Source organism: Pseudanabaena sp. SR411, from assembly GCF_002251945.1.
In the GTDB taxonomy this organism is placed as follows: Bacteria; Cyanobacteriota; Cyanobacteriia; order Pseudanabaenales; family Pseudanabaenaceae; genus Pseudanabaena.
Genome location: NZ_NDHW01000037.1, coordinates 63598 through 86363 on the forward strand (window position 1 = coordinate 63598; position 22766 = coordinate 86363).

A 22766-nucleotide genomic window follows, 5' to 3' on the forward strand; every position below is an offset into this window, starting at 1 on the left:
ATAGGGAACCATGCAATTAATTAGGATTAGATCAGGAGAATAGCCCGCTATGGTAATGGACTACATCATTGAAGACTTGATGGAAGAGGTGGTAGAACGTAAAGGTTCTGACCTCCACATCTCCGCAGGGCTGCCCCCTTACATTCGTATTAATGGTCACCTCACCCGTACCGATCGAGATCCGCTGACCCCTGAAGAATGTCAGCGCTTGATTTTTGCGATGCTGAATAACAATCAGCGTAAAGCTCTCGAACAAAACTGGGAGCTAGACTGCTCCTATGGGGTTAAGGGACTCGCCAGATTTCGGGTTAATGTTTATAAAGATCGGGGAACCTATGCTGCTTGCCTACGGGCGCTTTCTTCTAAGATTCCCGACATGGACGATCTCAACTTACCACCGATTGTGCGTGAACTGAGTGAAAAGCCGCGTGGACTAGTGTTAGTTACGGGACCAACGGGTTCGGGTAAAACCACGACCTTAGCCGCGATGATCCAAACGATCAACAAAACTCGCGCCGAACATATTCTCACGGTTGAAGATCCGATTGAATTTGTCTATGAATCCGTAAAAAGTGTAATCCACCAGCGTCAAGTTGGGGAAGATACTAAAACCTTTGCAAATGCATTAAAAGCAGCGCTGAGAGAAGATCCAGATGTAATTCTCGTCGGAGAAATGCGTGACTTAGAAACGATTCAGCTAGCCGTATCTGCTGCTGAAACAGGACATCTTGTATTTGGGACATTACATACCAGTTCCGCTTCTCAGACTGTAGATCGCATGGTGGATGTATTCCCACCAGAGCAACAAGGACAAATTCGGGTTCAACTTTCTAACTCCCTTGTGGCTGTATTGAGCCAAACTCTTGTCCAGCGACATAATCCACAACCAGGGCAGTTTGGGCGCGTGATGGCTCAGGAAATTATGGTGGTAACGCCTGCGATTTCTAACCTCATCCGTGAAGGTAAAACTGCACAAATGTATGGCTTTATCCAAACGGGTGGTAAAGAATCAATGCAAACTCTGGAATCGGTGTTGGCAAAGTTATATCTGGATGGCGACATCACTTTTGAAGCAGCAATGTCTAAAACTTCGCGTCCTGAAGAATTATTGCGTGTAGTTGGACCAAATCCTGCTCCTGTGATGAAACGAAAAGCAACGGGAGATTTGCGATCGCCAGATATGATCAAGTCGCGATCAATCAGTGGCTAATCTAATAGTTTTCAATCCATAATTCCTATTAAAGGAGGTGCAATCATGGCAAAGTTTAAGGGAACGCTCAAAGACTCCCAAGGCAGGTCAGTACAGCAGACAATGGTTGCTGTAACAGTCAAAGAAGCCCGTGAGACTTGGAAGCAGAAAGGCTTTGTTGTTCAAGACATCAAAGAAGTGAAAGGCGGCTTTGATTTTGCTGGCTTCACGATGAAAAAAGTTTCAGTCAAGGACTTAGCTTTGTTCTCCCGACAATTAGCAACCTTGGTCAATGCTGGTGTATCGATGGTACGTGGTTTAGGGGTAATGTGCGATCAATGTTCTAACCCTAGACTCAAAATTGCCCTCACCGAAGTTCTTGACGATGTGCAGCAAGGTACTAACTTCTCGGACGCATTGCGTAAGCACCCGAAGGTATTCGACAAGTTGTACTGTGCCATGGTGCAAGCAGGTGAAACGGGTGGTGTACTTGATGATGTTTTAGCCCGTCTAGCCACCTTACTTGAAGATTCGGCACGCTTAACTAACCAGATTAAATCAGCGATGACCTATCCAATTGTGGTTTCATCGATCGCCGTTTTAATCTTCTTAGCGATGTGTATTTTCATTATTCCTGTATTTGATGGCGTATTCAAAAGCTTAGGTGGTGAATTACCTGCATTTACGCAAATATTGGTAAATATCAGTAACTTCTTAAAGAGTCCTTCGGTACTAATCATCCCAGTTATTATTGTTGTCTCTGGTTTTGTTTATAACCGTGTTTATGCAACTCCTGCTGGTAAGCTCTACCTTGATGGTGTTTTCTTGAAGTTGCCTTTGTTTGGTGATCTTGTTGTTAAAACTGCGGTGGCTCGATTTGCACGGACTTTTGGTTCACTCTCCCGTGCAGGTGTACCAATTTTGGCTTCTCTCGAAATTACGGCGGAAACCGCAGGTAATTTGGTGATTTCTAATGCGATCGATTCAGCACGAAATGCTGTAAGAGAAGGTGGTCAAATTGCACCTGCAATGGAAAAGACAGAAGTATTTCCTGTAATGGCTTTGCAAATGGTCAGTATCGGTGAAGAAACTGGTGAAATTGACAAGATGCTTATGAAGGTCGCTGACTTTTATGAGAATGAAGTTGAAGAAGCGGTAAAGGCTCTTACAAGTTTAATGGAACCATTGATGATCGTTGTCCTCGGTGGCATGGTTGGTTCGATTATTGTCGGGATGTACTTACCGATTTTCTCGATTATGGACAAAATCAAATAATAAAAAAAGCCCTGCTACTCAGGGCTTTTTTTATAACATTGCGATCGCCTCTTCCCAATTACATCCCGATCGCACCCAATGAATTGGCAAATTACCATTGCCAGAGCCACGAAACCATGTACGTTGACGTTTAGCAAATTGGCAGGTATGCGTAACTGTGAGTAGTTTGGCGGTTTCCAGATCGGTTTTATTATCTAAATAATCAGACATCTCACCATAGCCCAAAGTTCTTAAAATCGGTAAATCCTTTCCATAACGCTGCTGTAAATCGCGAATTTCGTCTAGCCAACCATTCAGGAGCATCTGTTCAGTGCGATCGCTAACTAACTTGCGATAAGCATCCAGATCGTCACATTCCAAGCCAATCTGTACAATTGGATAACTAGGTGGCTGCTCGTATTGTTGCTCTGAAAGAGGCTGTCCCGTCACATAAAAAACCTCTAGCGATCGCCAAGTTCTAATTTGATCATTGGCATGAATTTTGGTAGCACCCACAGGATCAACCTGTTTTAAAACTTGATAGCAGTAGGGTTGCCCTAATTCCTCAAATTGCGATCGCAGTTCAGGCTGAGGCGCGACTCTAGGAATCTTTAGCCCTGCTGTAATTGCCTTAATATACAAACCTGAGCCACCCACCAAAATCGGCGTAACTCCCTGAGTATGAAACTTCGCGATTAACGTTTGGGCTTGATCTTGATAATCCGCCAATGTCAAAGTTTGATCAGGTTCAATAATATCGATTAAGTAATGGGGTACGCCTTGACGTTCTGCAATAGTTGGTTTTGCTGTGCCAATATCTAAATGTCGATAAACTTGGCGAGAATCGGCACTCAAAATTGGTGCATTTAGGTGCTTGGCAAGCGCGATCGCCAGACTAGTTTTCCCCGTAGCAGTTGCTCCTAAAATCACAATTAAACCAACAGGTTGTTTTATAGATTCCATCATTGGTTAAGAATAGTGACGACATATATAGCAGAACGAATACGAAATAAATTGCAGCGATAATAGATGTATAGCATTCCTCGTATATGAGGAGGGCAAAATGAAAACTAAATTAGTTGCAATTTTGGCTGTGATTGGAATTGGGTGGGCTATGCCTGTAGAAGCCTATGACCCTGTCGAAGTTCAACAACTACTCCAAACCAAACAATGTGCAGGTTGCGATTTAACTAACGCAAATCTAGCGGGTACTGATTTGAGCCAATCGCACTTAATCGGTGCATCTCTAATGGGAGCAAACCTAAGCGGGGCTAATCTCACCAACGCTAACTTGGAAGGTGCTGATCTTACAGGTGCAAAACTGGAAACAACCAATCTTACCAAAGCTTTTCTAACCGATGCCATTCTCAATGACACCAATTTAAAGGGTGCTAACTTTACTAACGCTGTGTTAATCCATGCGAACTTGCGCAGGGCTAACATCAACAATACCATCTTCAAAAATGCCAACGTGAACGGTGCTGACTTTACTGGCACAAATTACAGTCTAGCTACCACTGAGGAATAATTTCCAGTAATTAAAAGGCGGCGCTTCGCACCGCCTTTTAATTACTTAATTGGCGGCGAAAGTCTCTAGGACTAAGGCGTAATGGATTTTGAGTGTCCCAAATTCCTAGCTCTTGCAATCTTGCTTTAGATTGGGCGCGGCTGATCCTTGCGTCATACTTGACATTAGGCGAATAGGAATCAGCGATCGCTAGCCCTTCAGCCACTAAATATTGATTTACTAAAAGATTATCTTTCCAAATATAGGCAAGCAGGCGATCAGAGTTATCTTTTTGCTTGACATCAAACTCTAAAATTACTTTCTGCTCTTTAATTAAATCTGACAGACTCTGACGAGCGCGATCGCCCCAAGGAGATTGCTCCTTAAGTGGCGCACTGATACCAAGTAATCGCACGCGCTGCACAGTCATATTTGGATTACTCACAACTGTTGCCTCAACTGTCTGACCACTGACAACTCGATTGATAATCCAGATTTCGCCATTGATCTGTTCCTTGGGTTGCATAAAGGCGATCGCTATATTGGAGATCGTCAAAAAAGCAACTAACAGCACAACCCAAATCAATAAACGCGGTGATGATTGGGCGATCGTGTCTCTTTTCCCTGTTTTAGAGTTCATAGGCATAATTCAAAGCATAAAGGGCGCAAAGCGCCCTTTATGTAATTTAGTCATGATCGATCGGAATACCAAACTGAAACCAGTGGCGTTTGCGTTTGGCAAAAAAGTTACCAAACTGGAGCCGATAGACCTCATCTTCATCTTGGGTTTCTAAGTCTAAGTCTGACTGTGCGTAACCCGAACAAATTAGTGCATACCCCTCATCCTGCAATGTCTTGGATAAACCAATCACTTCATGCTGGTCGATTTTCCCTGATTTGACCCGCATCGCGCAAGCTGTACAAGCACCATTCAAACAGGAAAAAGGGAGTTTAATACCTTGATCTTCTAAAGAGTCAAGAATATAGCGATCGCCTTCGATATCAGCTTCATAGAGCTTATCGTTTTGGCGATCGTGAATGCGAATGTGATAGGACATAGTTTTTACACGCGAGTAGGAATCATGCCCGTTTGCCGAGCATAATCAAATAAACCACCAGCATCAATGACAGGGCGCACATCGCCAAGGGATTTCAACACAAAGGTTTGGCCAGTGGTCTCATTAATAATGACATTATTATCAAAATCAATCGTCGCTTCTTCACCAGTCTTAAAGAGATCGACCAACCGCTCAACGGACTCCCAAGGATATAGCTCACCCGTCGCTGTACAGTTACGGAAGAAAATTCTGGCATAGGACTGAGCAACTACCGCATCTAATCCCGCCGCACCAAGAGCGATTGGTGCATGTTCTCGCGAAGATCCGCAACCAAAGTTTTCCCCTGCGACAATAATCGAATATACAGTCTTGCTCTCACCTTCAGCAATAAAGCGATCGTAGCGATCGGGGAGTCCAATCATCGCATAGCTTCCTAACTTCTCGTACTCATCGGGCTTAGATGGTACAAGTGTGAGATATTCCGCAGGAATAATTTGGTCAGTATCGATATTGTCATCCAATACAAACACTTTCCCCTTGATAGTCTTACTCATAATTTTTACTTATAAACTACTTACAAACAGAAAGAGCGCTAAGCGCTCTTTCTGTTATTTAATCAAAATAAAACAGTGTGACAACCTTGCGTTGCTCTTCAGCATCCTGACAAGTTTGTAATAAAGTCTCGCTGCCATGAAACGCAAAGCAAATCAGTTGCTGACACTTAGAAATAATTTCTTGGTTGCATCGGATACTTGCTTCAGCCAAGGATAGGGTGTCATTCTCACCATGCTCAATTAAATGAATCACATTTTCTAGCTGTTCGCGAGATTCATAGGGCTGTCTATCGAGACTTTGAGGCAAAATTACGGTCAACAAATTGGGGTCAGCCCGCAAAGCTCCCCGAATCGCAGCAAAATTTGTACCTGTTGCACCAGAGGTAATAATACTGTTGCCAGATAGAGCCAAGGCATAGCTGAGCAGTTCGATCAGCAGTTGGTGAGTTAATGGCACATGGCGGGAGCCTAAAAACGCAATTCGCTTTGAGCCTTGCTGCTGTATCGTGGCCAGCTCTTGCAAAAAGTCGTCTAGCTTGGGTAGATTAATTGACTGAGTCAAACAAATCCCTCTCGATTACTACTTACTGAACGAATACTTACACAATATCACTTAACCCTAGAGAAGCAAACTATAGAGTTAATCAAGATATGCATGTCCTGAAATATAGATGTAGTTTAATATTATTTTCACTCCCTAATGCTGTAACACAAAAGCACAAAATGGCTACGCTATTTTGTGCTTTTAAAACCCTTGATGGGCTTGGTTCTCAATCCATAAAAGTGTCGTCACATTTTTATGGATTGGGATAATTGACTAACGCAGAAGCATAGAGAGAATAATCAACAGTCCCTCTATGCTTTAAATGATGGCTTCTAAGTGAATTTCTCCATCACCACTGACCCATTCAATCTGAGAAATGCCACGCGATCGCGCATGGTCACGAACAGCATCCTCCGCCCGAAATTCTAGCTCTAGCTCGATCGCTTCAATATTGGGATCTTGTCGTAAAAGTGCCGCATGGGCAAAGGCTGCTTGCATTGCATCGGCAGTTTTAGCAACTACTAGGCAGTTAGAGGAGGCAAGAGCCTGAGGTAACTGCGACTGTAGAGCTTGCTGTAAATCCTCAAGATTAAGGCAAAAGCCAATGCTGGGATAGCTGACATTTTGGGGATGGTAAACCCCAAGCAGGTGATCATAGCGTCCACCCTGAGCAACCACATAGTTATTACAAGCGACTTCAAAAACGATCCCTGTGTAATAGTCAAAGGTTTGCATGAAGCTAAGATCAAGAATTAGGCGATCGCTTGAAGTTAGCCCCGTACTTTCCCAAAGATCAATTAATGATTTGAGGTAATTAATTTCGCCTGTTAATCCAGAAGTCCATGTACTACCCGACAAGCGACTCAAAACATCCTTGGGCTTACCGCGCAGGTCAATCAATTCGAGGGCATAGCCCTTGACATCAACAGGTAAGTCCATCTCTTGCAGCGCAATGCGATCAAGACTGGCTAGACATTGCCGTACTCTGGCGCGATATTGCTCTGGCAGTAAGTCTAGCAATGCACCCGTCAGTCTGGCATCACCGAGAATAATTTTCCAGTCTGGCAGTTCTAGGCGATCAAGGCTCTCGGCTAAAAGCATCAAGATTTCACCATCCGCAAGCAATCCCGAAGCCCCCAATAGTTCTACGCCAGCCTGAAAGGATTCTTCAGAAGTGTTATTGGCTCTGCGCCGAAATACATTGGCGTTGTAATAGAGTCGCTGCGGACAGGTTGCCACATTCTGCCCCAGACGAGCGGCATAGGCTCTGGCGATCGAGGCGGTAAATTCGGGGCGTAATCCTAAAATATCAATGCTGCTGCTATGCAGTTGAATCACCGATTTGGGATCAACGGCTCCACCTGCGGTCAGCGATCGCAGATGTTCGACAGTAGGAGTAATGATGCGTTGATAGCCCCACGACTGAAAAACTTGTTGAATGCGGCTCTCGATCCAACTCTTTTGAGCAACGTCTAGGGGAAGTAAGTCTTTTGCGCCAGTTGGCAGTTGATGCACCATACAATTCTCTCAGTCTTCGTCTTTTATCGTACCGTGAATCCTTACCGATATTAGGCAATCGCCTTTTACAAAACACAAAATGGCTAGCCATTCCAAGAATTAGGGGTGCGGCGCAAAGCGCCGCACCCCTAATTCTTGGACAGCCAATAAAAAAGCCGTGCTTTGTACGGCTTTTTTATTGGGTTGAGATTGTTATACGTTAACTTCAGCAGGTTTGACTTGAGCTAGTAAACCAGTCAGGAATTCACCCTCGATGACTTCTGTTTCTAAAAGCTTCTCAGAGATCGACTCTAGCAAATCACGATTCGCATTGAGAATCGCTAGCGCCTTCGCATGGGCATTTTCGACGATGGTTTTGATTTCCTTGTCGATCGCTTCCGAAGTAGCAGGGCTGACATTGCGAGCCATCTCCATTCCACCAAGGAATTGATTTTGTTGCTTTTGGTAAGCAAGTGGACCTAAAACTTCGCTCATACCGTAGCTAGTCACCATCTTATCCGCGAGATCGGTAGCCCTTTGGAGATCATTCGATGCGCCTGTAGTAATGCTACCGAAAATGATTTCTTCTGCCGATCGCCCACCGAGAAGGGTCGCAATTTGAGCTTCAATTTCTTCTTTACTTAACAGGAAGCGATCTTCCGTTGGGAGTTGCAAGGTATAGCCGAGAGCCGCCATACCGCGAGGCACGATTGAGATTTTCTCGACTTTTCCGCTACTGGAGTTAAGCGCTCCGACTAGGGCATGACCAACTTCATGATAGGCAACGATCCGCTTTTCGTTCTCATTAAGAACACGGCTCTTCTTTTCTAGACCAGCGACTACACGTTCGACGGCTTCAGCAAAGTCTTCCAGTAACACAGTTTCACGTCCCGCACGAGCCGCAAGAAGGGCTGCTTCATTAACAAGGTTAGCAAGATCCGCACCTGCAAAACCTGAAGTGCGAGTAGCGATCGTCTCTAGGTCAACACTCTTATCGAGAGTAACTTTAACAGCATGGATTTTGAGAATTGCTAATCGTCCACTCTTGTCAGGGCGATCGACTAAGACTTGGCGATCGAAACGACCTGGACGTAACAATGCTTGGTCAAGGGTTTCAGGTCGGTTAGTTGCCGCAAGAACAATCACTGTTGTTCCATCAACGCCGAAACCATCCATTTCCGTGAGCAATTGATTGAGAGTTTGTTCGCGTTCGTCATTTCCGCCGTACATGCCGCCGCTGGAACGTGCCTTACCGATCGCATCAAGTTCATCGATAAAGATGATACATGGCGATTGTTTCTTGGCTTGTTCAAACAAATCACGTACTCGTGAAGAACCAACACCGACAAAGAGTTCCACAAATTCGGAACCAGAGATACTGAAGAAGGGAACACCTGCTTCACCAGCAACAGCTTTTGCAAGCAGAGTTTTACCCGTTCCAGGAGGTCCAACTAGCAATACGCCTTTAGGAATCTTTGCGCCGATCTTGGTGTACTTCTCAGGAGTTTTAAGGAACTGTACAATTTCTTGAAGTTCTTGTTTGGCTTCATCGACACCCGCGACATCGCCAAACATGGTTTTAGTTGCTTCACCTTCGACATAGACTTTTGCCTTGCTTTTGCCAATCTGCAAGCCACCAGGAGCACCACCGCCACCGTTACGGCTGAACAGTTGGAAGATACCAACAAAAATCAAGGGGGGAATGACCCAGCTAAGTAACGTACCGAACCAGCCTGATTTCTGAACAGGTGCGGCTGCAAATTCGACCCCACTCTTTTCGAGGCGCTCTGGCAAATTCAAGTCAAAAATTGGGGTAGTCGAAATTACATCTCCAGGGATTTCAGGAGTGACACCCTTTAATTGATAGGTGATCTGATCCTGTCCGATATATACCCTTGCTACATTGCCTTCTTCAATTTCATGGACGAAGAGGCTATAGGGAACACGCGCCATGGGCGGCGCAAATAAGTTTGGTAAAAAGATGTTTATTATGAGCAATCCTGCGCCGATCAGCAATAGGACATTGCCAATTAGTCTTGCACGCGATCGCTTGGGATCTTCTTTTTTGACAGCCATTTTTTTATATTTTACGATTTGTTTCTAAAGTCATTATAGAAATGATGGTTTCTTGACGCTAGACAGCAAACGTAGGGATAGCCGCCTGTGTCGCTAGGAAGAGAATAAGCAAAAGGCAGCGCGATCGCGCTGCCTTTTGCTTATTCTGGGGAAGGCAGTAATAAAGGTAAAGTAAACGAAAATGTACTGCCTTTACCGAGAATACTTTCAGCCCAAATTTTACCCTCATGTTGTTCGATGATTTTGCGGCAGATGGTTAGTCCAAGTCCTGTCCCACCCTTCCGTCTTGAATCTGATGAATCCATTTGCTGGAATCTCTCAAAAATACTTTCTAATTTATCCGATGGAATTCCTTGCCCTTCATCTTGAACTGAAAATAGTACTTCGGTATCAGATTTACGCTCAGCAGTTAACCAAACAGTCCCGTCGGTTGACGAGAATTTGATCGCATTACTGAGGAGGTTTGTGAGAGCTTGAACAATGTAATCAGAATCAACTAAAATATCGATGTCGATTGGCTTAGCTGCCAAGATTACCCCCTGCTGTTGAGCCATGGGTTGCATAGATTCCGTTGCTTTAATCATTAAAGCCGCAGCATTACAGACCTGCTTTTCCATTTGGACTTCCCCTGCCTCAATCCGCTGCAAATCAAGGACATTATTAACTAAGCGTAGCAATCGTTCGGTATTATCATAAGCGATCTCTAGCATTTGCTTACCATCTCTAGACAAGTTACCTAAGCGCCCAGTTGCCAAAATTTTTAAAGCACTATGCATAGATGTTAAGGGTGTGCGTAATTCATGACTGACCACAGCGATAAATTCATCTTTCATGCGTTCGATCGCAAAGCGATCGCTGATATCACTGGTCAACGCAAAGAACCCAATCACATTTTTGTGTTCATCAAGGTGAGGAATATAGGTAACATTCACCGAGCAAGGTAGTCCATTCTTTAAGGTAATTTCATTTTCGTAGGTAACTGCTTGTCCTCTTAGCACTAACTTCACATAGATTTGCATTCGTGCATAACATTCAGCCCCCCAAACGGTTTCAATATTGCTGCCATAAATATTGTCTGGTGACTTTCCTAGCCAATCTTCATAGGCTTTGTTGTTAAAGCGATAGTACTGATGTTCATCGACATAGGCAATCAGAACTGGTAACGCATTGGTGATTAGTCGCAACTGTTCCTCACTACGACGTAGCGCTGTTTCCGCCAACATCCGATCATTGATTTCTTGCTGAAGACTGCGATTGACTTCTTGTAACTCCGCAGTGCGTACTTCCACAATTTCTTCAAGATGTTCTAATAACTGATGTTACGTGGAAGGAACAGTCAGTTTTTGAAGAAGAGAGAAACTAGCCCTAATAGCATTGAAGTAGAGTTTAGCCTTGAGAGCACAATGATTGAGTTTCGTATTGATACGAAGGCGCTCTAACTTAACAAAAGCCAAAAAGCAAGCAAAGATGTGATTTTTCTGAGTATGAGCAATCCCTGTAGGAGACTTAGCAAGAGCGAGATTAGATTTCAAAGACTTGTGAAATTCTTCGACTTTCCATCGTTTTTGATAGATTGTGTTGATGTCAGTTGCAGTTAAGTCGAGATTACTGCAAGCTAAATACAAAATCCCTGTGGATTGATCTTTGTTTCTAAAAACTTGCTTGGTGATCGAGACAGGAAAATCAAGTCCCTTTAAAAACACCTTGCAACAGGAATCTGGGTTTAACTCAATTGACTCAAGATTAACGAAAAGTCCCTGACATTTATCGTCTGGAGATAATGCAACCAAACGATTGCCTTTAAGAGCAATGATGAAGTCTTTTTTGACTCGGAGCTTAATGTATTGCATATTTTCTTTGCTGCTGAACCAACTATCGGCCAATACATAACTGAACTTTAGTCGATTCTGACAGCAGACATGGAGCATGTTTCGCATCATCTCATTTTTGCTTTCCTCAGATACGAATTTTGTTTTACCTGTTTTTGTGTCGGTTACCTCTTGCAGTTTTTGGACAATTTCAAAGGCGACAGGTAAGCTGATAGCTTCGTTGTGATAAATACAGTTGAGGATATTTATGCCTTTGACACTACGGTTACTACTATGGTCAAAGTACCACCCTACTATCGTATTTTCATCACTATAAGGTTTTGGCTCTAGGGTGTCATCAAATATCAGTACTCCCTCTTCGCTTTCATGCTTGCGGATTGTCGGTTTGACAAGATACCATAACTCTGGTGATCCTCCTGTAATTTGCCTTAACCGACTGGTAATTTGGTCATGGCTTAGTTCCCCGTCTAGTAATTCTGATAGTCCTGTTGCGGTCACCTTTCCGAAACTACTGATTAGGTAATCTGAGTATAGGTCTAAGAACTTTCTGTCCATACCTTTTAGCCTCTTTTTGAGCCTATCTTTACTCTACTCTGCTTTCCTTCCACGTAACATCAGTCTTAATTGAGCTTGAGCTAAAGCAATGCTGATCTGATCAGCGAGTTGTTGCATTAGCTCAAGCTCAAAATCAACCCAATGATGAGGGCGATCGCAATGATGAGCAATCACTAAACCCCATAACTGATTAGGTGCAACAGCCTCATTTTGTTGATGGGAATTGAGATTTTGGAGAATCGGGACAATTAATACCAAAGAACAAAATGGCGTAGCCATTTTGTTCTTTTAAAACCCTGACTGAGTTTGGTTTTTAATTCACAAAAGTGTCGTCATACTTTTGTGAATTGGTATAACTTGGCTTTGATGTTGAACTGATTAACAAACTCAATTAGACATTCCGATAATCCTGCTTTAGGATCATGCACATCAGCGATCGCCCTCACCCGTCCCTTAGCATAAAGCCCTTGATATTCCGTAGGAAAAACTTCTTCGGGAAACGCCAAATCGAGGAGAGCTGGGTAATCAGGTAGCACTGATTCACTAATGGCTCGTCCTGTCCCATCAGGTAAAACTTGGTAAATCAGCACGCGATCGGCTCGTAAGATGCGCTGTACTTCCGTGATGGGAGCTCGTAAAATCTCCTTAAACTGCAACGATTGGCGAATTTTCAGCGTAACTTCTGCAAACAACTTCACCCATTTGCCTTTGTCTCCACAACACATCTTGCTCATGATTTGGAGCAGCGAGAGGAGTCTTACCGACAAGTGGCTGATTTGCTTGGCGAAGATTAGAACGCTTGCGTTCAGCCATTTTCAACAGTCAAATTAATTATCAGAATGCCCTGCACTCAAGTGCAGACTGAAAGCTAAAACCCGTTGCAACAAGTTGACTTAATTGAGTCATATCTTAGATGACTTTAGCTTTTAGCCAAGAACTCAAGTTCTTGGCTACTTGTGATTACTAATTAGGGAAAATGCGTAAACGTCGATTTGGTTCAGAACCGTAGCTCTCCGATCGCAGTTGGTAATGCTCCACTAATTCATGCTGCATCCGCCGAATAATTGATGAACGCGGTAATAACTCCACTGGTTGACCTTTAGGAATCACAATCTGCTCCACGGCGAGACGAGTTTCTTCGAGAGCTTCGATTTCATCCTCAGAGTCACCATAGGCAAACATATTCAAGTCGCTAATCGTATCCGCAGGACTTTCATCAATGTGTAAAATCCTCCGCAGAGCGCGAGTGATTTGGGGGAGGGTGCTAGTTTTGATCGCATGAATGGGAATCTGACGTGCTTCAGCAACTTGGCGCACTTTGGAACTGGTGCGAATCTGCGATCGCAGCGCCAACACAATATCTGCCTCATCAAGATCCTTGGTGATTTCAATCGGTAAATTAATCGATTGCACCACCTGCTCAGTTTGATGGCGGCTGACTCCATAGAGATAAACATTCAACGTACCAAAACGCTCTCGCATCGCCCCATAGGAAGAAAGATCGCCAAATTCCTCTTCCTCTTCTTCGCTAGCATCGTTTAATTCTGCTACAGCAGTATTACTAATCTTGCTAGTCAAATCAGCAATTTCAGAACGCATTTGCACCTGTGGATCAAGGGGAATCGGCTTGAGTTTACCTGTGGCTCGCCAACCTTTGACGGCAGGATTTCGCATTACTTCAGGATTTTTGGGCTTTTCCTCGGCGGTGGTAACTTCACCCTCGTCGCTGACGGAGCGAATTTGACGACCAGGATCGCGATCGCGCAGGAGCATATCAATGGTTCCCGCAACATCTGCATGGACAGCCCAACGGTAACGCTCCCACATTTCCACCGCAATATCAAAGGTCGGTTGCGCTTTACGTTCAAGAATGCTCTTTTGGGGTAAGCCGCGCCGCCGCATTTCTTCATCACCAAGGGTGACAGACTGAATACCGCCAATTAAGTCTGAAAGAGTAGGATTTTTAATTAAATTGGCAAGTTGATTACCATGCGCTGTACCGACAAGTTGCACACCACGCTCAGCGATCGTTCTCGCCGCCAAAGCTTCTAGTTCCGTACCAATTTCATCGATGACGATCACTTCAGGCATATGATTTTCCACTGCCTCGATCATCACTTGATGCTGCAATTCAGGCTGTGAGACTTGCATCCGCCGCGCCCGACCGATCGCAGGGTGGGGAATGTCGCCATCGCCAGCGATTTCATTGGAGGAGTCAATAATCACCACCCGCTTATTCAGGTCATCGGCAAGCACACGGGCAATCTCGCGCAGGGCTGTGGTTTTGCCCATCCCTGGTTTACCTAGCAATAAAATCGATTTGCCTGTTTCCACTAAGTCGCGAATCATAGCGATCGTGCCATAGACAGCCCGACCGACGCGACAGGTTAACCCGATGATTTCACCCTTGCGGTTGCGGATGGCACTGATACGGTGCAGAGTGCGCTCGATACCTGCACGATTATCGCCGCCAAATTCACCGACTTGATGCACACAGAGCGCTAAATCTTCTTTAGTAATCGGGTCATCAGTTAAATATTTAGTACTGTCAAAATAACGCGCTTCTGGCAACCTGCCTAAATCCATCACAATTTCGACAAGTTGTTCTAACCCGCCGCATAGTTCGAGACTGCTTTTGATGCGTGGTGGCAAAATATCCAGAAGTTGATCGAGGTTGTCTGTAACTTGCTTGCGGATGGAGTCCATTAGGCTTTTTCAGGTTTTACAGTTAGGTTTGATTTTGCAGCGCTAAGCGCTGAAGTCAAACCCAGCCTAAAAACTTTTGCAAAGCAAAAGTTTTTAGGCTGGGTTTTTGATTTGGGAAACGAGTTGACGGGCGATCGCCACAGCTTGCCAGAGCAAACAAGGACGATCTTCAAGGCGATCGGGTATGTCTTCTCCCAGCCCTTCCAGAAAATCAATCACGATTTTACGAGCATAGCTGCCATAGGCAACACCAGCCACGGGGATGTTTGCTTGGCGCAGTTTGGGGACAGTACTTGCATTTGTACCACCAGCCAGTTGCACAAAGCCCAGAGGTAATTTAAAATCCAGAACCTTCTGCCCAAGTTGCAGCGCCGCACGGGTTGCACCGTCACCAATATCGCCGCTCATCGGTCTGCCATCGGTCTGCCAGATCAGCGATCGCGGTTGGGGATTCATCCCTTCGAGCAACGACATCAGATAATTCTGCAAATCTTCGCAATCTGGGAAGCTTACAGCTACTAACTTGAGCTTAGGGATAATCGGACTCAAGCGCTGCCAAAATGCGGCAAATTCTTTAGTGCGATTGGGCTGCGTATGAATTTCGATCGCATTAACCGACTGGTTAAGTACTTCATCAAAAATATCTTCAGGGACATAAACCTGTTCGCGGGTATGAATAATCTGCACTGGACATAGCGGCAAGCAACGACCGCACCCATAACAAAGATTTGGCATGATCCCATTGTAATCATTACTAAACTTTATTGCAGTGGTGGGGCATACTTTTTCGCAAGGTCGGCTGCAATCGCTAGGACAAAGCTGAGGATCGAAAAAAGCTTTCCGAAAATGGGGGTCTTCGCCATCATTAAAGCTAACCATCACTAAAGGGGCGATCGCCTTTGTGTCTAGCTCTAGTGCGGCGGCGATGCCTTCCCTTGCGGCGGCGATCGTGGCAGGATCGGGAGCCATATCAATGCAATCAGCGCCAGCCAATGTATAAATTAGCGCCAGATGGCGAATTGAGGGTAAATGTTGATAACTCGCACCACAAATGAGCTTAAACCACTGGTGCGATCGGAGAGCTTCAAGTTCCATAGTTTCAGTGCTATTTACTCAAGGTCATTAGCACGCTGAAAAACCTCGTAGTTGGGGATATTTTCGATTGTAACCGCGATCGGGCTTTGCTTTTCGCAACCCAGAAGATGAAGGCAGCGCTTTGCGCTGCCTTCATCTTCTGGGTTGCGTTCTATATGCACAACTATGATCGATTTTTGCGATAATGCAATATATAAAGCGTGAGTTGAGATTATGGCTATTTTTGCTGCTGTTCAAACCCCTGAAAAAGTCAAAGATACTGTCAAAGAGGTAGTACGCAAGCCTTACCCGAAATATAAGGTCATTGTGTTAAACGATGATTTCAATACCTTTGAGCATGTTTCTGAATGCCTGATGAAGTATATTCCAAATATGACTGAGGAAATGGCTTGGGAGTTGACCAATCAAGTACATTTTGAAGGCTTAGCGATCGTTTGGGTGGGACCAATGGAGCAAGCTGAGCTTTATCACGCTCAACTGAAGCAAGCGGGCTTAACGATGGCTCCTCTAGAAGCTGAGTAAAGGCAATTATTTTTCTTTGAGTTGGGATGTATCCTGAAAGCGATCGCCAATAACTTCTCTAAACTCAATGACGAAGCGAACTATTTCTGATGGCACAATCTCGGATAGAAACAGACAACTTTAGCGGGCATGAAGATTAAGGGAGGAGACGATCACGCTACAATGGTCAATATGGTGAATCCATTCAAAAATATCCATGGCAAATTCTTCGTTTCCCAATGTGACCTCCATTGCTGAAAACGCCTTGCTCGAAAGACAATCGCTGCCACCTGAATTGTTAGAAGCAGAAACGGTCTGTCCTAGCTATGATGGCTTGGGACTGGCGAATGTGCCTGCCTTAGCGATGCATTGGTTGGGGATCGATAAGATGCCAGCTTCCATCGCTACGTTGCCGCCATTCAATCCATCACTGTTGGAGAATCCAGCCGTGACCGAGGCGTGGAAGTCTTGGCAACAGCAGGATGACATCAACCACGTGGTTCTATTAATCATGGATGCCTTTGGTTACGATCAACTCCAAACGGTAATGGCAGACGGTGATGCCCCTGGACTAGCGATCGCCTGCGGCAGTCCCCAAGCTTTTTTCATGCCTGCGACTTCGGTTTTCCCCAGCACCACCGCCACTGCTCTCACCAGCGCCGCCACTGCCCATGCTCCTGCCCAACATGGCATCATGGGGACAAGAGCCTATGTCCGAGAAGTGGGAAGTATTGTCAATTTTCTACGGTGGACACCAGGCTTATCCCCCACATCGACCCCCTATCCAGATTCACAACTTAATCCAGACACGTTTGTCCCCGTCCCGAATTTATATTTGACCTTGGAGGATGCTGGGGTCGATGTGGGGATTGTCAACTGGCGCAACTTTCGAGGAACTAGCGTCAGTCGATTCACTACAGGCGGCGCACAAGCGGGTAAAAAAGGGTATGTTGATTATCTGACGGCGAGCGATGGATTTGTTCAGCTTCGCAATCGATTGCTCAACCTTCAAGAGAAAAGCCTTCAAGAGAAAACCAAGAGTTTTACACACATCTATATTCCGAATTTAGACAGTGCAGCCCATCGGTATGGGCCTCTCAGTGATTGTTACCGAGCAGAGGTCGCAACGTTAGATTTTGCGTTGAAGCGGGAGTTGTTCGAGCCATTGCGAGGGCGATCAGACATTGTGTTATTACTGGTCGCTGATCATGGACAACGGATGATCGATCCAGATAAAGTGCTGTGGTTGAATCACCATCCTGAGTTAACGAAATGTCTGTGTGTTACCGCAACGGGTGAGTCGCAAGCTCGATTTTTGCATGTTAGATCGGGGCAAGAAGAATCAGCGATCACCTATATTCAGACTCATTTGAGAGATCGGTTTTTAGCAATTCCAAAAGATAAAGCAATCCATCTTGGATTATTTGGATTACCCGAGCAGCCACCTACTGAGGAAATGAGCGATCGCATAGGAGATTTGATTTTAATTCCCCAAAATGGCTGGTCTTGTTTTCAGCATGTGGGAGAAACGAAACCAGAGGATTGTCAAACGACGCTCTTGGGTATTCATGGCGGGGTGACCCGTGCTGAGATGCTGATTCCGTTCTTAGCCTATCGATTTTAGGCTGATCGCAATCTCTATCTATTCTGTGCTGTTATTGCTAATTAGCACGCTAAAGAATGGATAGATTTCTCTCTAAAAGTGGATTACATATTCTTGTTGAGCATTAAAGCAAGAGTGCTAATTTATCCATGCGATCTCATGTCCAAAAATTGAAGGTGATCGCAAAGATCGTCACGATTATTTGTCAATAGGTGGATGTAGCCCTGCCATGAGGAGCAATCTTCGCATGTTGAGAACTCCAGATCGATTCAATTGAAGCGCGTTTATAGTAGCCCTTGCGATCGCAGTTAGTCCAACCACCTGAAGAAAATCATCGCTCCAAACGAAATTATCTCGCCAATTTTGCTGTCTTGGATTGTAAAGTGATACAACTTCTCTACTGACTGGATCTAGCGCTTGGATTTTTGTATATTTGTGTCCGTTGCATCCACCACAGGAGAAGGCTAAGTTCTCTAAATCTGTTTTTCCACCTTCAGCAATCGGAATAATATGGTCAATCACAAATGGTTGTGCAGAATAGTCCATAGAACTACGGCAATATTCACATAGACGATTAGCACGTTCTATGATTTGACGCTCCTCTGTGGCAGTGATGTATCGTCTAGACATGAACTGGTTGAGGATGAATATCTAACTGTTGCATCAGTTCGGGTAAGGAAATATTCCGTAATTGTGATAGTTGGATCAGATATTGCAGGCGATCGCCATCATTTTGTTCAACAATGTCGATAAGTTTGAGCAGTTCTTGATGTTCGTTAGAAGTGATCACTCCCGATCTCATTTTTTTGCTTAAGTCGTTGTATTGCTGTTGTAATTCGTCGGGTAAGGTTTGATTAATTTTTTGCAGTAGTTCGATTTCTAGTGTAGGTAGACTAGGATTTTTGCGATGTGCAAGTACCTGTCGAACTTGAATGAGTAGTTTTTCTAAGTCGGGGGTGTCTAGCTGGGCTACTCCAGCAAGTAGTTGATCGAGTTCTATGCTGATCTCTGATTTAAACTGAACTGTAGCCATTAGTGATGACCTTTGACAGGTTGTAGATTACATATTCTTGTTGAGCATTATAGCAAGAGTGCTAATTTATCTATGCGATCGCCTATCCAAAAATTGAAGGCGATCGCTACCAGTGTATTGAAGCGCGATCGCTTAAATATTATTTGTCTTTGCGATCACCGATAACTTCCCGGAACTCATCAACGAAGTCAGCCATTTTTACTTGCCTAATCTTGGCTAGCAACAGATAAATTTAACGGGCATTTCGTTTAGATATAACGGTTGATGTCAGCGGCGGGCAAAGAATGTCACGAAAATATCACAGAGAACGCCCGTCCGCTGCACTGAATGGTTAGGCAACATCAATCGAATCCAGCACTTCTTAAAAACCATGAAAAAACCTCACATAATTATCTAAAAACAATTGTAAAGATTTCATCACTTACAGCAGGATCGAAATTAGCGTTTGCGATCCCTTGGACACTACCAACACTGTCATGACAATTGAAGAAAAAACCTCGACGGCTTCGAAAAAGAATTTTGTCTCCACTGTTAATAATTCCACCGCCGTTCTTAACAATTGTAAAGATTTCATCACTTACAGCAGGATCGAAATTAGCGTTTGCAATCCCTTGAACACTACCAACACTGTCATGACAATTGAAGAAAAAACCTCGACGGCTTCGAAGAAGTACTTTATCTTCACTGTTAATACTCTTATCTTGGTTATTACTGCCATCACCAAGCTTAACAATTGAAAAGATCTCATCACTTACAGCAGGATCGAAATTAGCGTTTGCGATCGCTTGAACACTACCAACACTGTTATGACAATTGAAGAAAAAACCTCGACGAGTTTCGAGGGTTATTAACGAGAGGGTTATTAATCCTAGGTTAGGTTTTAGATTAATGAAATTATCTGGAATAATCTTACGTGGAATTACAATATCCGCAGAAAATTGAGTCTTTTGTTCATTAGTATCTCCATCACGTATAGTTACATTTACCAAAACGGTAAAGCTTGTATCTTCATTTGTTATCACAGGAAAAAGAGAATCACCGTTAGACAACCGAAAGTTTTTATGAAAAGTACCACCAATTGAAGTCTCACCAAAAGTATCAATATTTAGAAAGGCTTTGTCGAGAATAAGTATTGGTCCAGGATTCCACTTTATTCTGATAAAGGCATTGCCAGATTCATCTCTGAAGCCATAACCATTAATACTTGCTTGTTGATTACTAGAAACTCGATCCACACAAACTCGCCAGGCTTCAATAGTGTTGGGATCTCTTACAAAAGTTGCAAAATGGCTTGCAAATGAGAATGATTCATTATCTTGCCTTGAAAAACTTGTTTCGTTCTTCCATTTGCTATATGCTTCCCTAAATTCTGAAGTAGTGAAAGCCCTACTCCCCTTTCCAGCAATATCAATCCCAACTGGAAATCCCTCAAAAGGGAAGCGGGCACCAATATTAAGGCTTTCTCCACCATTTTTCGATACCCAATTCTGATATGTTGTAAAGGCTTCACTCTCGCCCATATGGAAGAATGCAAGAGAGCTAACATAGTTTTGCTCTTGTGTTATTGAGGAAATTGACTTATTGAATAAATCTCCAGCCAAGACAGCATTGCAGTCATCGATGCTCATTCTTTCTTCCTCATTGATTAATTTTAGTAAGGTTAGCCTAAATAGTAATTATACTGAAATTCTTTGTATAAATACCTTAAATGTGATGATCACACAGAAACTTTCTGGGTAACACAGCCATTTTGCGTAATATACGATATTTGTCTGGGTAACACCCTTATAGGTGAGTTATCCAGACAAATGTTGGTTAACACGACAGAGCAAAAGCCAAAAAATTTCTAGCCCGATCGCACAACACAATCCGCATTAAATACCAAACGAAGCTAAACATTCCTGCATTGCTTGTGCCATAGTTTCGAGATCGCTGTGATAGACCATTAACAATTTTGTAAAACTTGAGCAGCCGTTAACTGAAGTTCGGGAAATATTGGCGAAGCGATCGCCGATAACTTCTTTGGACTCAACATCATCGAAGCAAACTATTTTTAACTGCCCAATCTCGACTGGAAATAGATAAATTGGTCTTATCGCTTCGGTATAACTTTCTCGCTGAGCGTCTGCTAGCAACCTTTGCAACACCACTAAAGTTGTCCCAAATTATCAACTCAATTGCCGGCTGCCCTATCTAGTGGCAGCCTGACCACAAAATGAACGCCCAACGCATCACTTTCAACCCATAGGATGCCCCCTAAATATTCTATCTGCTTCTTGATGAGTGCTAACCCTAAGCCAGTTCCACCCTGCTTCCAGTGATCACTCTGAGGGATTCGATAGAACTTCTCAAAGATGCGGTCTAACTGGTCTTGAGCAATCTGAACCCCACTATTGCTGACCTGTAATTGAAGATGCCCTTCTGATGAGCCAACATTAACCGTAATCGTTTCTTCAGGAGGGGTGTACTTACAGGCATTAGTCATCAATTCCGTGAAGATACGAGTCAAGATGTTGATATCAGAACTAAAGGGTGGAAGTTCATCGGGCAGAATCACCTGTAAGTGTTGCTGCCGTTCCTCCATCCTGTCTTCAAAGGTTGCGGCAATATTGGAAACCCACTCAATCACATGAATAGGGGCAATGCTTACCTGAATTCTTTCTGCATCTAATCGCTGTAAGTCCAGCAGGTTATTGACGAGTTCCAGCTCTTGGTCACACTGTTCACTCAGAATCCCTAAACACTTTTGGAGACGTTGTTGTTTGGCGTGATCATCTGTGCCAGGAGTCGCTACAGGGAGTAGCTCTTCAACCATCATCTCAACCACCTCGATCGCCATTTTAATACTGGCTAGGGGAGAGCGTAATTCATGGGATACTGTGCTGAAAAAATCATCTTTCATCTGGCTCAGTTGATGTTGCTGTACCTCTACCGCCTTCCGTTCAGTGATATCTAGAGCAACTCCCACTAAGCGCACCACCTGATGATGATCATTCAAAATAGGTTTGCCCTTAGCTAATATCCATCCATTTGAACCGTCCACGCGAATAATCTGGAGATCGACCTCATAGGGTTCTGCTTGTTTTAATGCCCTCCTGACACACTCATTGAGCCTTTGTCTATCTTCAGGAGGAAAGTGTTGCTCTAGCAGTTCTTCATAATCGGGTTCTTGTTGACCGAGTGTGAACCCAAAGATGCGAAAGATTTCATCAGACCAAAAGACTTCCTCGGTGGCAGCTTCTAATTCCCACCTGCCAATATGGGCAACTTCTTGGGTTTCCACCAAGCGATCGCTGAGGGTTTGTAGTTCCACTGTGCGCTCAGCGACTCGTTGTTCTAATTGGGCATTAAGTTCCTGCAATGTCCTTTGAGTAATCTGTAGTTCCTCAAGCGCCTTTTTAAGTCTGATAGTGGCAATTCGCGCAACCCGCGTTTCCCTATTAATGAGCCAATAAAGCATTCCTGCGGTTGCCAAGACGTAAAACCAACCCTTTAGAGTTTGGAGTTGGGTCAGTACGTTAGCGGGAGGATAGGTCAGGTAACTGAGTAGTTGGTCTGAGAAGAAGATCCATAGACATCCAACAATGAGATACACTCCCACTACTTTGACAGCTATGGGGACTTTCAAAGGGGTGCGGGGCATAGGAGAAAGGTTCTTTTTTGCGGAATATAAGGAATTTTCTTGGGTCACATCCCATATAGGTGAGTTATCAAGAAAAAAGCATGTTAACACGACAGAGCAGCCAAAAAACTTCTAGCCCGATC

The 22766-nt window shown here is 44.1% G+C and carries 24 protein-coding genes; 6 read left to right on the top strand and 18 right to left on the bottom strand.

From position 1 onward, the window contains the following. Positions 1–55 precede the first annotated feature (55 nt). Positions 56–1210 (top strand): type IV pilus twitching motility protein PilT, encoded by a 1155-nt coding sequence (locus tag B9G53_RS02070; RefSeq protein WP_094528659.1) that lies wholly within the window; start codon positions 56–58, stop codon positions 1208–1210. A 45-nt stretch (positions 1211–1255) separates the two neighbouring features. Beyond that, a complete protein-coding gene (locus tag B9G53_RS02075; protein WP_094528660.1) occupies positions 1256–2464 on the top strand; it encodes a type II secretion system F family protein in 1209 nt (402 codons plus the stop codon). A gap of 30 nt (positions 2465–2494) precedes the next feature. Here B9G53_RS02075 and miaA read toward each other — a convergent pair whose 3' ends face one another. Next, positions 2495–3409 carry a tRNA (adenosine(37)-N6)-dimethylallyltransferase MiaA gene (miaA, locus tag B9G53_RS02080; protein ID WP_254923511.1) on the bottom strand — a complete coding sequence of 305 codons (915 nt, stop codon included), beginning with the start codon at positions 3407–3409 and terminating at the stop codon, positions 2495–2497. 97 nt (positions 3410–3506) lie between these two features. Between miaA and B9G53_RS02085 the strand changes: the two genes are divergently transcribed. Then, a complete protein-coding gene (locus tag B9G53_RS02085) occupies positions 3507–3971 on the top strand; it encodes a pentapeptide repeat-containing protein (RefSeq protein ID WP_094528662.1) in 465 nt (154 codons plus the stop codon). Positions 3972–4008: 37 nt separating this feature from the next. On the opposite strand, the gene B9G53_RS02090 is transcribed toward B9G53_RS02085, so the two are convergent. The 12 genes from B9G53_RS02090 to B9G53_RS02145 form a co-directional block, all read right to left on the bottom strand. Further along, the gene (locus tag B9G53_RS02090; RefSeq protein WP_094528751.1) at positions 4009–4590 is read right to left on the bottom strand and encodes a thermonuclease family protein; all 582 of its coding nucleotides are present in this window, start codon (positions 4588–4590) and stop codon (positions 4009–4011) included. Between the two features lie 46 nt (positions 4591–4636). Then, entirely contained in the window at positions 4637–5008 is a 372-nt protein-coding gene (locus B9G53_RS02095) for a 2Fe-2S iron-sulfur cluster-binding protein (protein WP_094528663.1), read from the bottom strand. Between the two features lie 5 nt (positions 5009–5013). Continuing rightward, entirely contained in the window at positions 5014–5562 is a 549-nt protein-coding gene (locus B9G53_RS02100) for a 3-isopropylmalate dehydratase (protein ID WP_094528664.1), read from the bottom strand. 58 nt (positions 5563–5620) lie between these two features. Continuing rightward, on the bottom strand, positions 5621–6124 hold the full coding sequence (locus B9G53_RS02105; RefSeq protein ID WP_094528665.1) for a DNA recombination-mediator protein A: 504 nt from the start codon (positions 6122–6124) through the stop codon (positions 5621–5623). 300 nt (positions 6125–6424) lie between these two features. Beyond that, positions 6425–7624, bottom strand: coding sequence for an ATP phosphoribosyltransferase regulatory subunit (locus tag B9G53_RS02110; RefSeq protein ID WP_094528666.1), 1200 nt, complete (start codon positions 7622–7624; stop codon positions 6425–6427). Between the two features lie 192 nt (positions 7625–7816). Then, the gene (gene ftsH, locus B9G53_RS02115) at positions 7817–9679 is read right to left on the bottom strand and encodes an ATP-dependent zinc metalloprotease FtsH (protein ID WP_094528667.1); all 1863 of its coding nucleotides are present in this window, start codon (positions 9677–9679) and stop codon (positions 7817–7819) included. A gap of 140 nt (positions 9680–9819) precedes the next feature. Further along, positions 9820–10968, bottom strand: a complete 1149-nt coding sequence (locus tag B9G53_RS02120; protein WP_254923512.1) for a cell wall metabolism sensor histidine kinase WalK — start codon at positions 10966–10968, stop codon at positions 9820–9822. Between the two features lie 30 nt (positions 10969–10998). Next, positions 10999–12063, bottom strand: a complete 1065-nt coding sequence (locus B9G53_RS02125; protein WP_094528669.1) for a transposase — start codon at positions 12061–12063, stop codon at positions 10999–11001. A 33-nt stretch (positions 12064–12096) separates the two neighbouring features. Further along, a complete protein-coding gene (locus tag B9G53_RS02130; protein ID WP_094528670.1) occupies positions 12097–12342 on the bottom strand; it encodes a GAF domain-containing protein in 246 nt (81 codons plus the stop codon). Between the two features lie 53 nt (positions 12343–12395). Continuing rightward, positions 12396–12797, bottom strand: a complete 402-nt coding sequence (locus B9G53_RS02135) for a hypothetical protein (RefSeq protein ID WP_176453056.1) — start codon at positions 12795–12797, stop codon at positions 12396–12398. A gap of 229 nt (positions 12798–13026) precedes the next feature. Continuing rightward, entirely contained in the window at positions 13027–14769 is a 1743-nt protein-coding gene (locus B9G53_RS02140) for a R3H domain-containing nucleic acid-binding protein (protein ID WP_094528671.1), read from the bottom strand. Between the two features lie 93 nt (positions 14770–14862). Continuing rightward, positions 14863–15864, bottom strand: coding sequence for an LdpA C-terminal domain-containing domain (locus tag B9G53_RS02145; protein WP_094528672.1), 1002 nt, complete (start codon positions 15862–15864; stop codon positions 14863–14865). 213 nt (positions 15865–16077) lie between these two features. On the opposite strand from B9G53_RS02145, the gene clpS reads away from it, so the two are divergent. Both clpS and B9G53_RS02155 read left to right on the top strand, forming a co-directional pair. Next, positions 16078–16386: an ATP-dependent Clp protease adapter ClpS gene (clpS, locus tag B9G53_RS02150; protein WP_094528673.1), complete on the top strand. Its 309-nt coding sequence runs from the start codon at positions 16078–16080 to the stop codon at positions 16384–16386. 196 nt (positions 16387–16582) lie between these two features. Beyond that, positions 16583–17989 (top strand): alkaline phosphatase family protein, encoded by a 1407-nt coding sequence (locus B9G53_RS02155; protein WP_094528674.1) that lies wholly within the window; start codon positions 16583–16585, stop codon positions 17987–17989. A 177-nt stretch (positions 17990–18166) separates the two neighbouring features. On the opposite strand, the gene B9G53_RS02160 is transcribed toward B9G53_RS02155, so the two are convergent. Both B9G53_RS02160 and B9G53_RS02165 read right to left on the bottom strand, forming a co-directional pair. After that, positions 18167–18598: an HNH endonuclease gene (locus B9G53_RS02160; RefSeq protein WP_094528675.1), complete on the bottom strand. Its 432-nt coding sequence runs from the start codon at positions 18596–18598 to the stop codon at positions 18167–18169. After that, positions 18591–19001, bottom strand: coding sequence for a hypothetical protein (locus tag B9G53_RS02165; protein ID WP_094528676.1), 411 nt, complete (start codon positions 18999–19001; stop codon positions 18591–18593). The genes B9G53_RS02160 and B9G53_RS02165 overlap by 8 nt, the downstream gene beginning before the upstream one ends. A gap of 12 nt (positions 19002–19013) precedes the next feature. Between B9G53_RS02165 and B9G53_RS27090 the strand changes: the two genes are divergently transcribed. Continuing rightward, positions 19014–19166, top strand: a complete 153-nt coding sequence (locus B9G53_RS27090) for a hypothetical protein (RefSeq protein WP_176453057.1) — start codon at positions 19014–19016, stop codon at positions 19164–19166. A gap of 224 nt (positions 19167–19390) precedes the next feature. Here the strand turns inward: B9G53_RS27090 and B9G53_RS02170 are convergent, their stop codons facing one another. From B9G53_RS02170 to B9G53_RS02180, 3 genes are all read right to left on the bottom strand, one after another. After that, positions 19391–20629, bottom strand: coding sequence for a hypothetical protein (locus B9G53_RS02170; protein WP_094528677.1), 1239 nt, complete (start codon positions 20627–20629; stop codon positions 19391–19393). A 246-nt stretch (positions 20630–20875) separates the two neighbouring features. Then, positions 20876–21148, bottom strand: a complete 273-nt coding sequence (locus tag B9G53_RS02175; protein ID WP_141211677.1) for a hypothetical protein — start codon at positions 21146–21148, stop codon at positions 20876–20878. A gap of 26 nt (positions 21149–21174) precedes the next feature. Beyond that, a complete protein-coding gene (locus B9G53_RS02180; protein WP_094528679.1) occupies positions 21175–22644 on the bottom strand; it encodes a PAS domain-containing sensor histidine kinase in 1470 nt (489 codons plus the stop codon). Between the last annotated feature and the right edge of the window lie 122 nt (positions 22645–22766).

Excerpts from the sequence above, each read along its gene's own strand:
- B9G53_RS02075 (WP_094528660.1), top strand. The coding sequence starts at position 1,256 with ATGGCAAAGTTTAAGGGAACGCTCAAAGACTCCCAAGGCAGGTCAGTA.
- B9G53_RS02095 (WP_094528663.1), bottom strand. The coding sequence starts at position 5,008 with ATGTCCTATCACATTCGCATTCACGATCGCCAAAACGATAAGCTCTAT.
- clpS (WP_094528673.1), top strand. The coding sequence starts at position 16,078 with ATGGCTATTTTTGCTGCTGTTCAAACCCCTGAAAAAGTCAAAGATACT.
- B9G53_RS02135 (WP_176453056.1), bottom strand. The coding sequence starts at position 12,797 with ATGAGCAAGATGTGTTGTGGAGACAAAGGCAAATGGGTGAAGTTGTTT.
- B9G53_RS02145 (WP_094528672.1), bottom strand. The coding sequence starts at position 15,864 with ATGGAACTTGAAGCTCTCCGATCGCACCAGTGGTTTAAGCTCATTTGT.
- B9G53_RS02155 (WP_094528674.1), top strand. The coding sequence starts at position 16,583 with ATGGCAAATTCTTCGTTTCCCAATGTGACCTCCATTGCTGAAAACGCC.
- B9G53_RS02085 (WP_094528662.1), top strand. The coding sequence starts at position 3,507 with ATGAAAACTAAATTAGTTGCAATTTTGGCTGTGATTGGAATTGGGTGG.
- B9G53_RS02070 (WP_094528659.1), top strand. The coding sequence starts at position 56 with ATGGACTACATCATTGAAGACTTGATGGAAGAGGTGGTAGAACGTAAA.
- B9G53_RS02110 (WP_094528666.1), bottom strand. The coding sequence starts at position 7,624 with ATGGTGCATCAACTGCCAACTGGCGCAAAAGACTTACTTCCCCTAGAC.
- B9G53_RS02165 (WP_094528676.1), bottom strand. The coding sequence starts at position 19,001 with ATGGCTACAGTTCAGTTTAAATCAGAGATCAGCATAGAACTCGATCAA.
- B9G53_RS02130 (WP_094528670.1), bottom strand. The coding sequence starts at position 12,342 with ATGGCTACGCCATTTTGTTCTTTGGTATTAATTGTCCCGATTCTCCAA.
- B9G53_RS02180 (WP_094528679.1), bottom strand. The coding sequence starts at position 22,644 with ATGCCCCGCACCCCTTTGAAAGTCCCCATAGCTGTCAAAGTAGTGGGA.
- B9G53_RS02100 (WP_094528664.1), bottom strand. The coding sequence starts at position 5,562 with ATGAGTAAGACTATCAAGGGGAAAGTGTTTGTATTGGATGACAATATC.
- B9G53_RS02125 (WP_094528669.1), bottom strand. The coding sequence starts at position 12,063 with ATGGACAGAAAGTTCTTAGACCTATACTCAGATTACCTAATCAGTAGT.
- B9G53_RS02090 (WP_094528751.1), bottom strand. The coding sequence starts at position 4,590 with ATGAACTCTAAAACAGGGAAAAGAGACACGATCGCCCAATCATCACCG.
- B9G53_RS02140 (WP_094528671.1), bottom strand. The coding sequence starts at position 14,769 with ATGGACTCCATCCGCAAGCAAGTTACAGACAACCTCGATCAACTTCTG.
- B9G53_RS02170 (WP_094528677.1), bottom strand. The coding sequence starts at position 20,629 with ATGAGCATCGATGACTGCAATGCTGTCTTGGCTGGAGATTTATTCAAT.
- ftsH (WP_094528667.1), bottom strand. The coding sequence starts at position 9,679 with ATGGCTGTCAAAAAAGAAGATCCCAAGCGATCGCGTGCAAGACTAATT.
- miaA (WP_254923511.1), bottom strand. The coding sequence starts at position 3,409 with ATGATGGAATCTATAAAACAACCTGTTGGTTTAATTGTGATTTTAGGA.
- B9G53_RS02160 (WP_094528675.1), bottom strand. The coding sequence starts at position 18,598 with ATGTCTAGACGATACATCACTGCCACAGAGGAGCGTCAAATCATAGAA.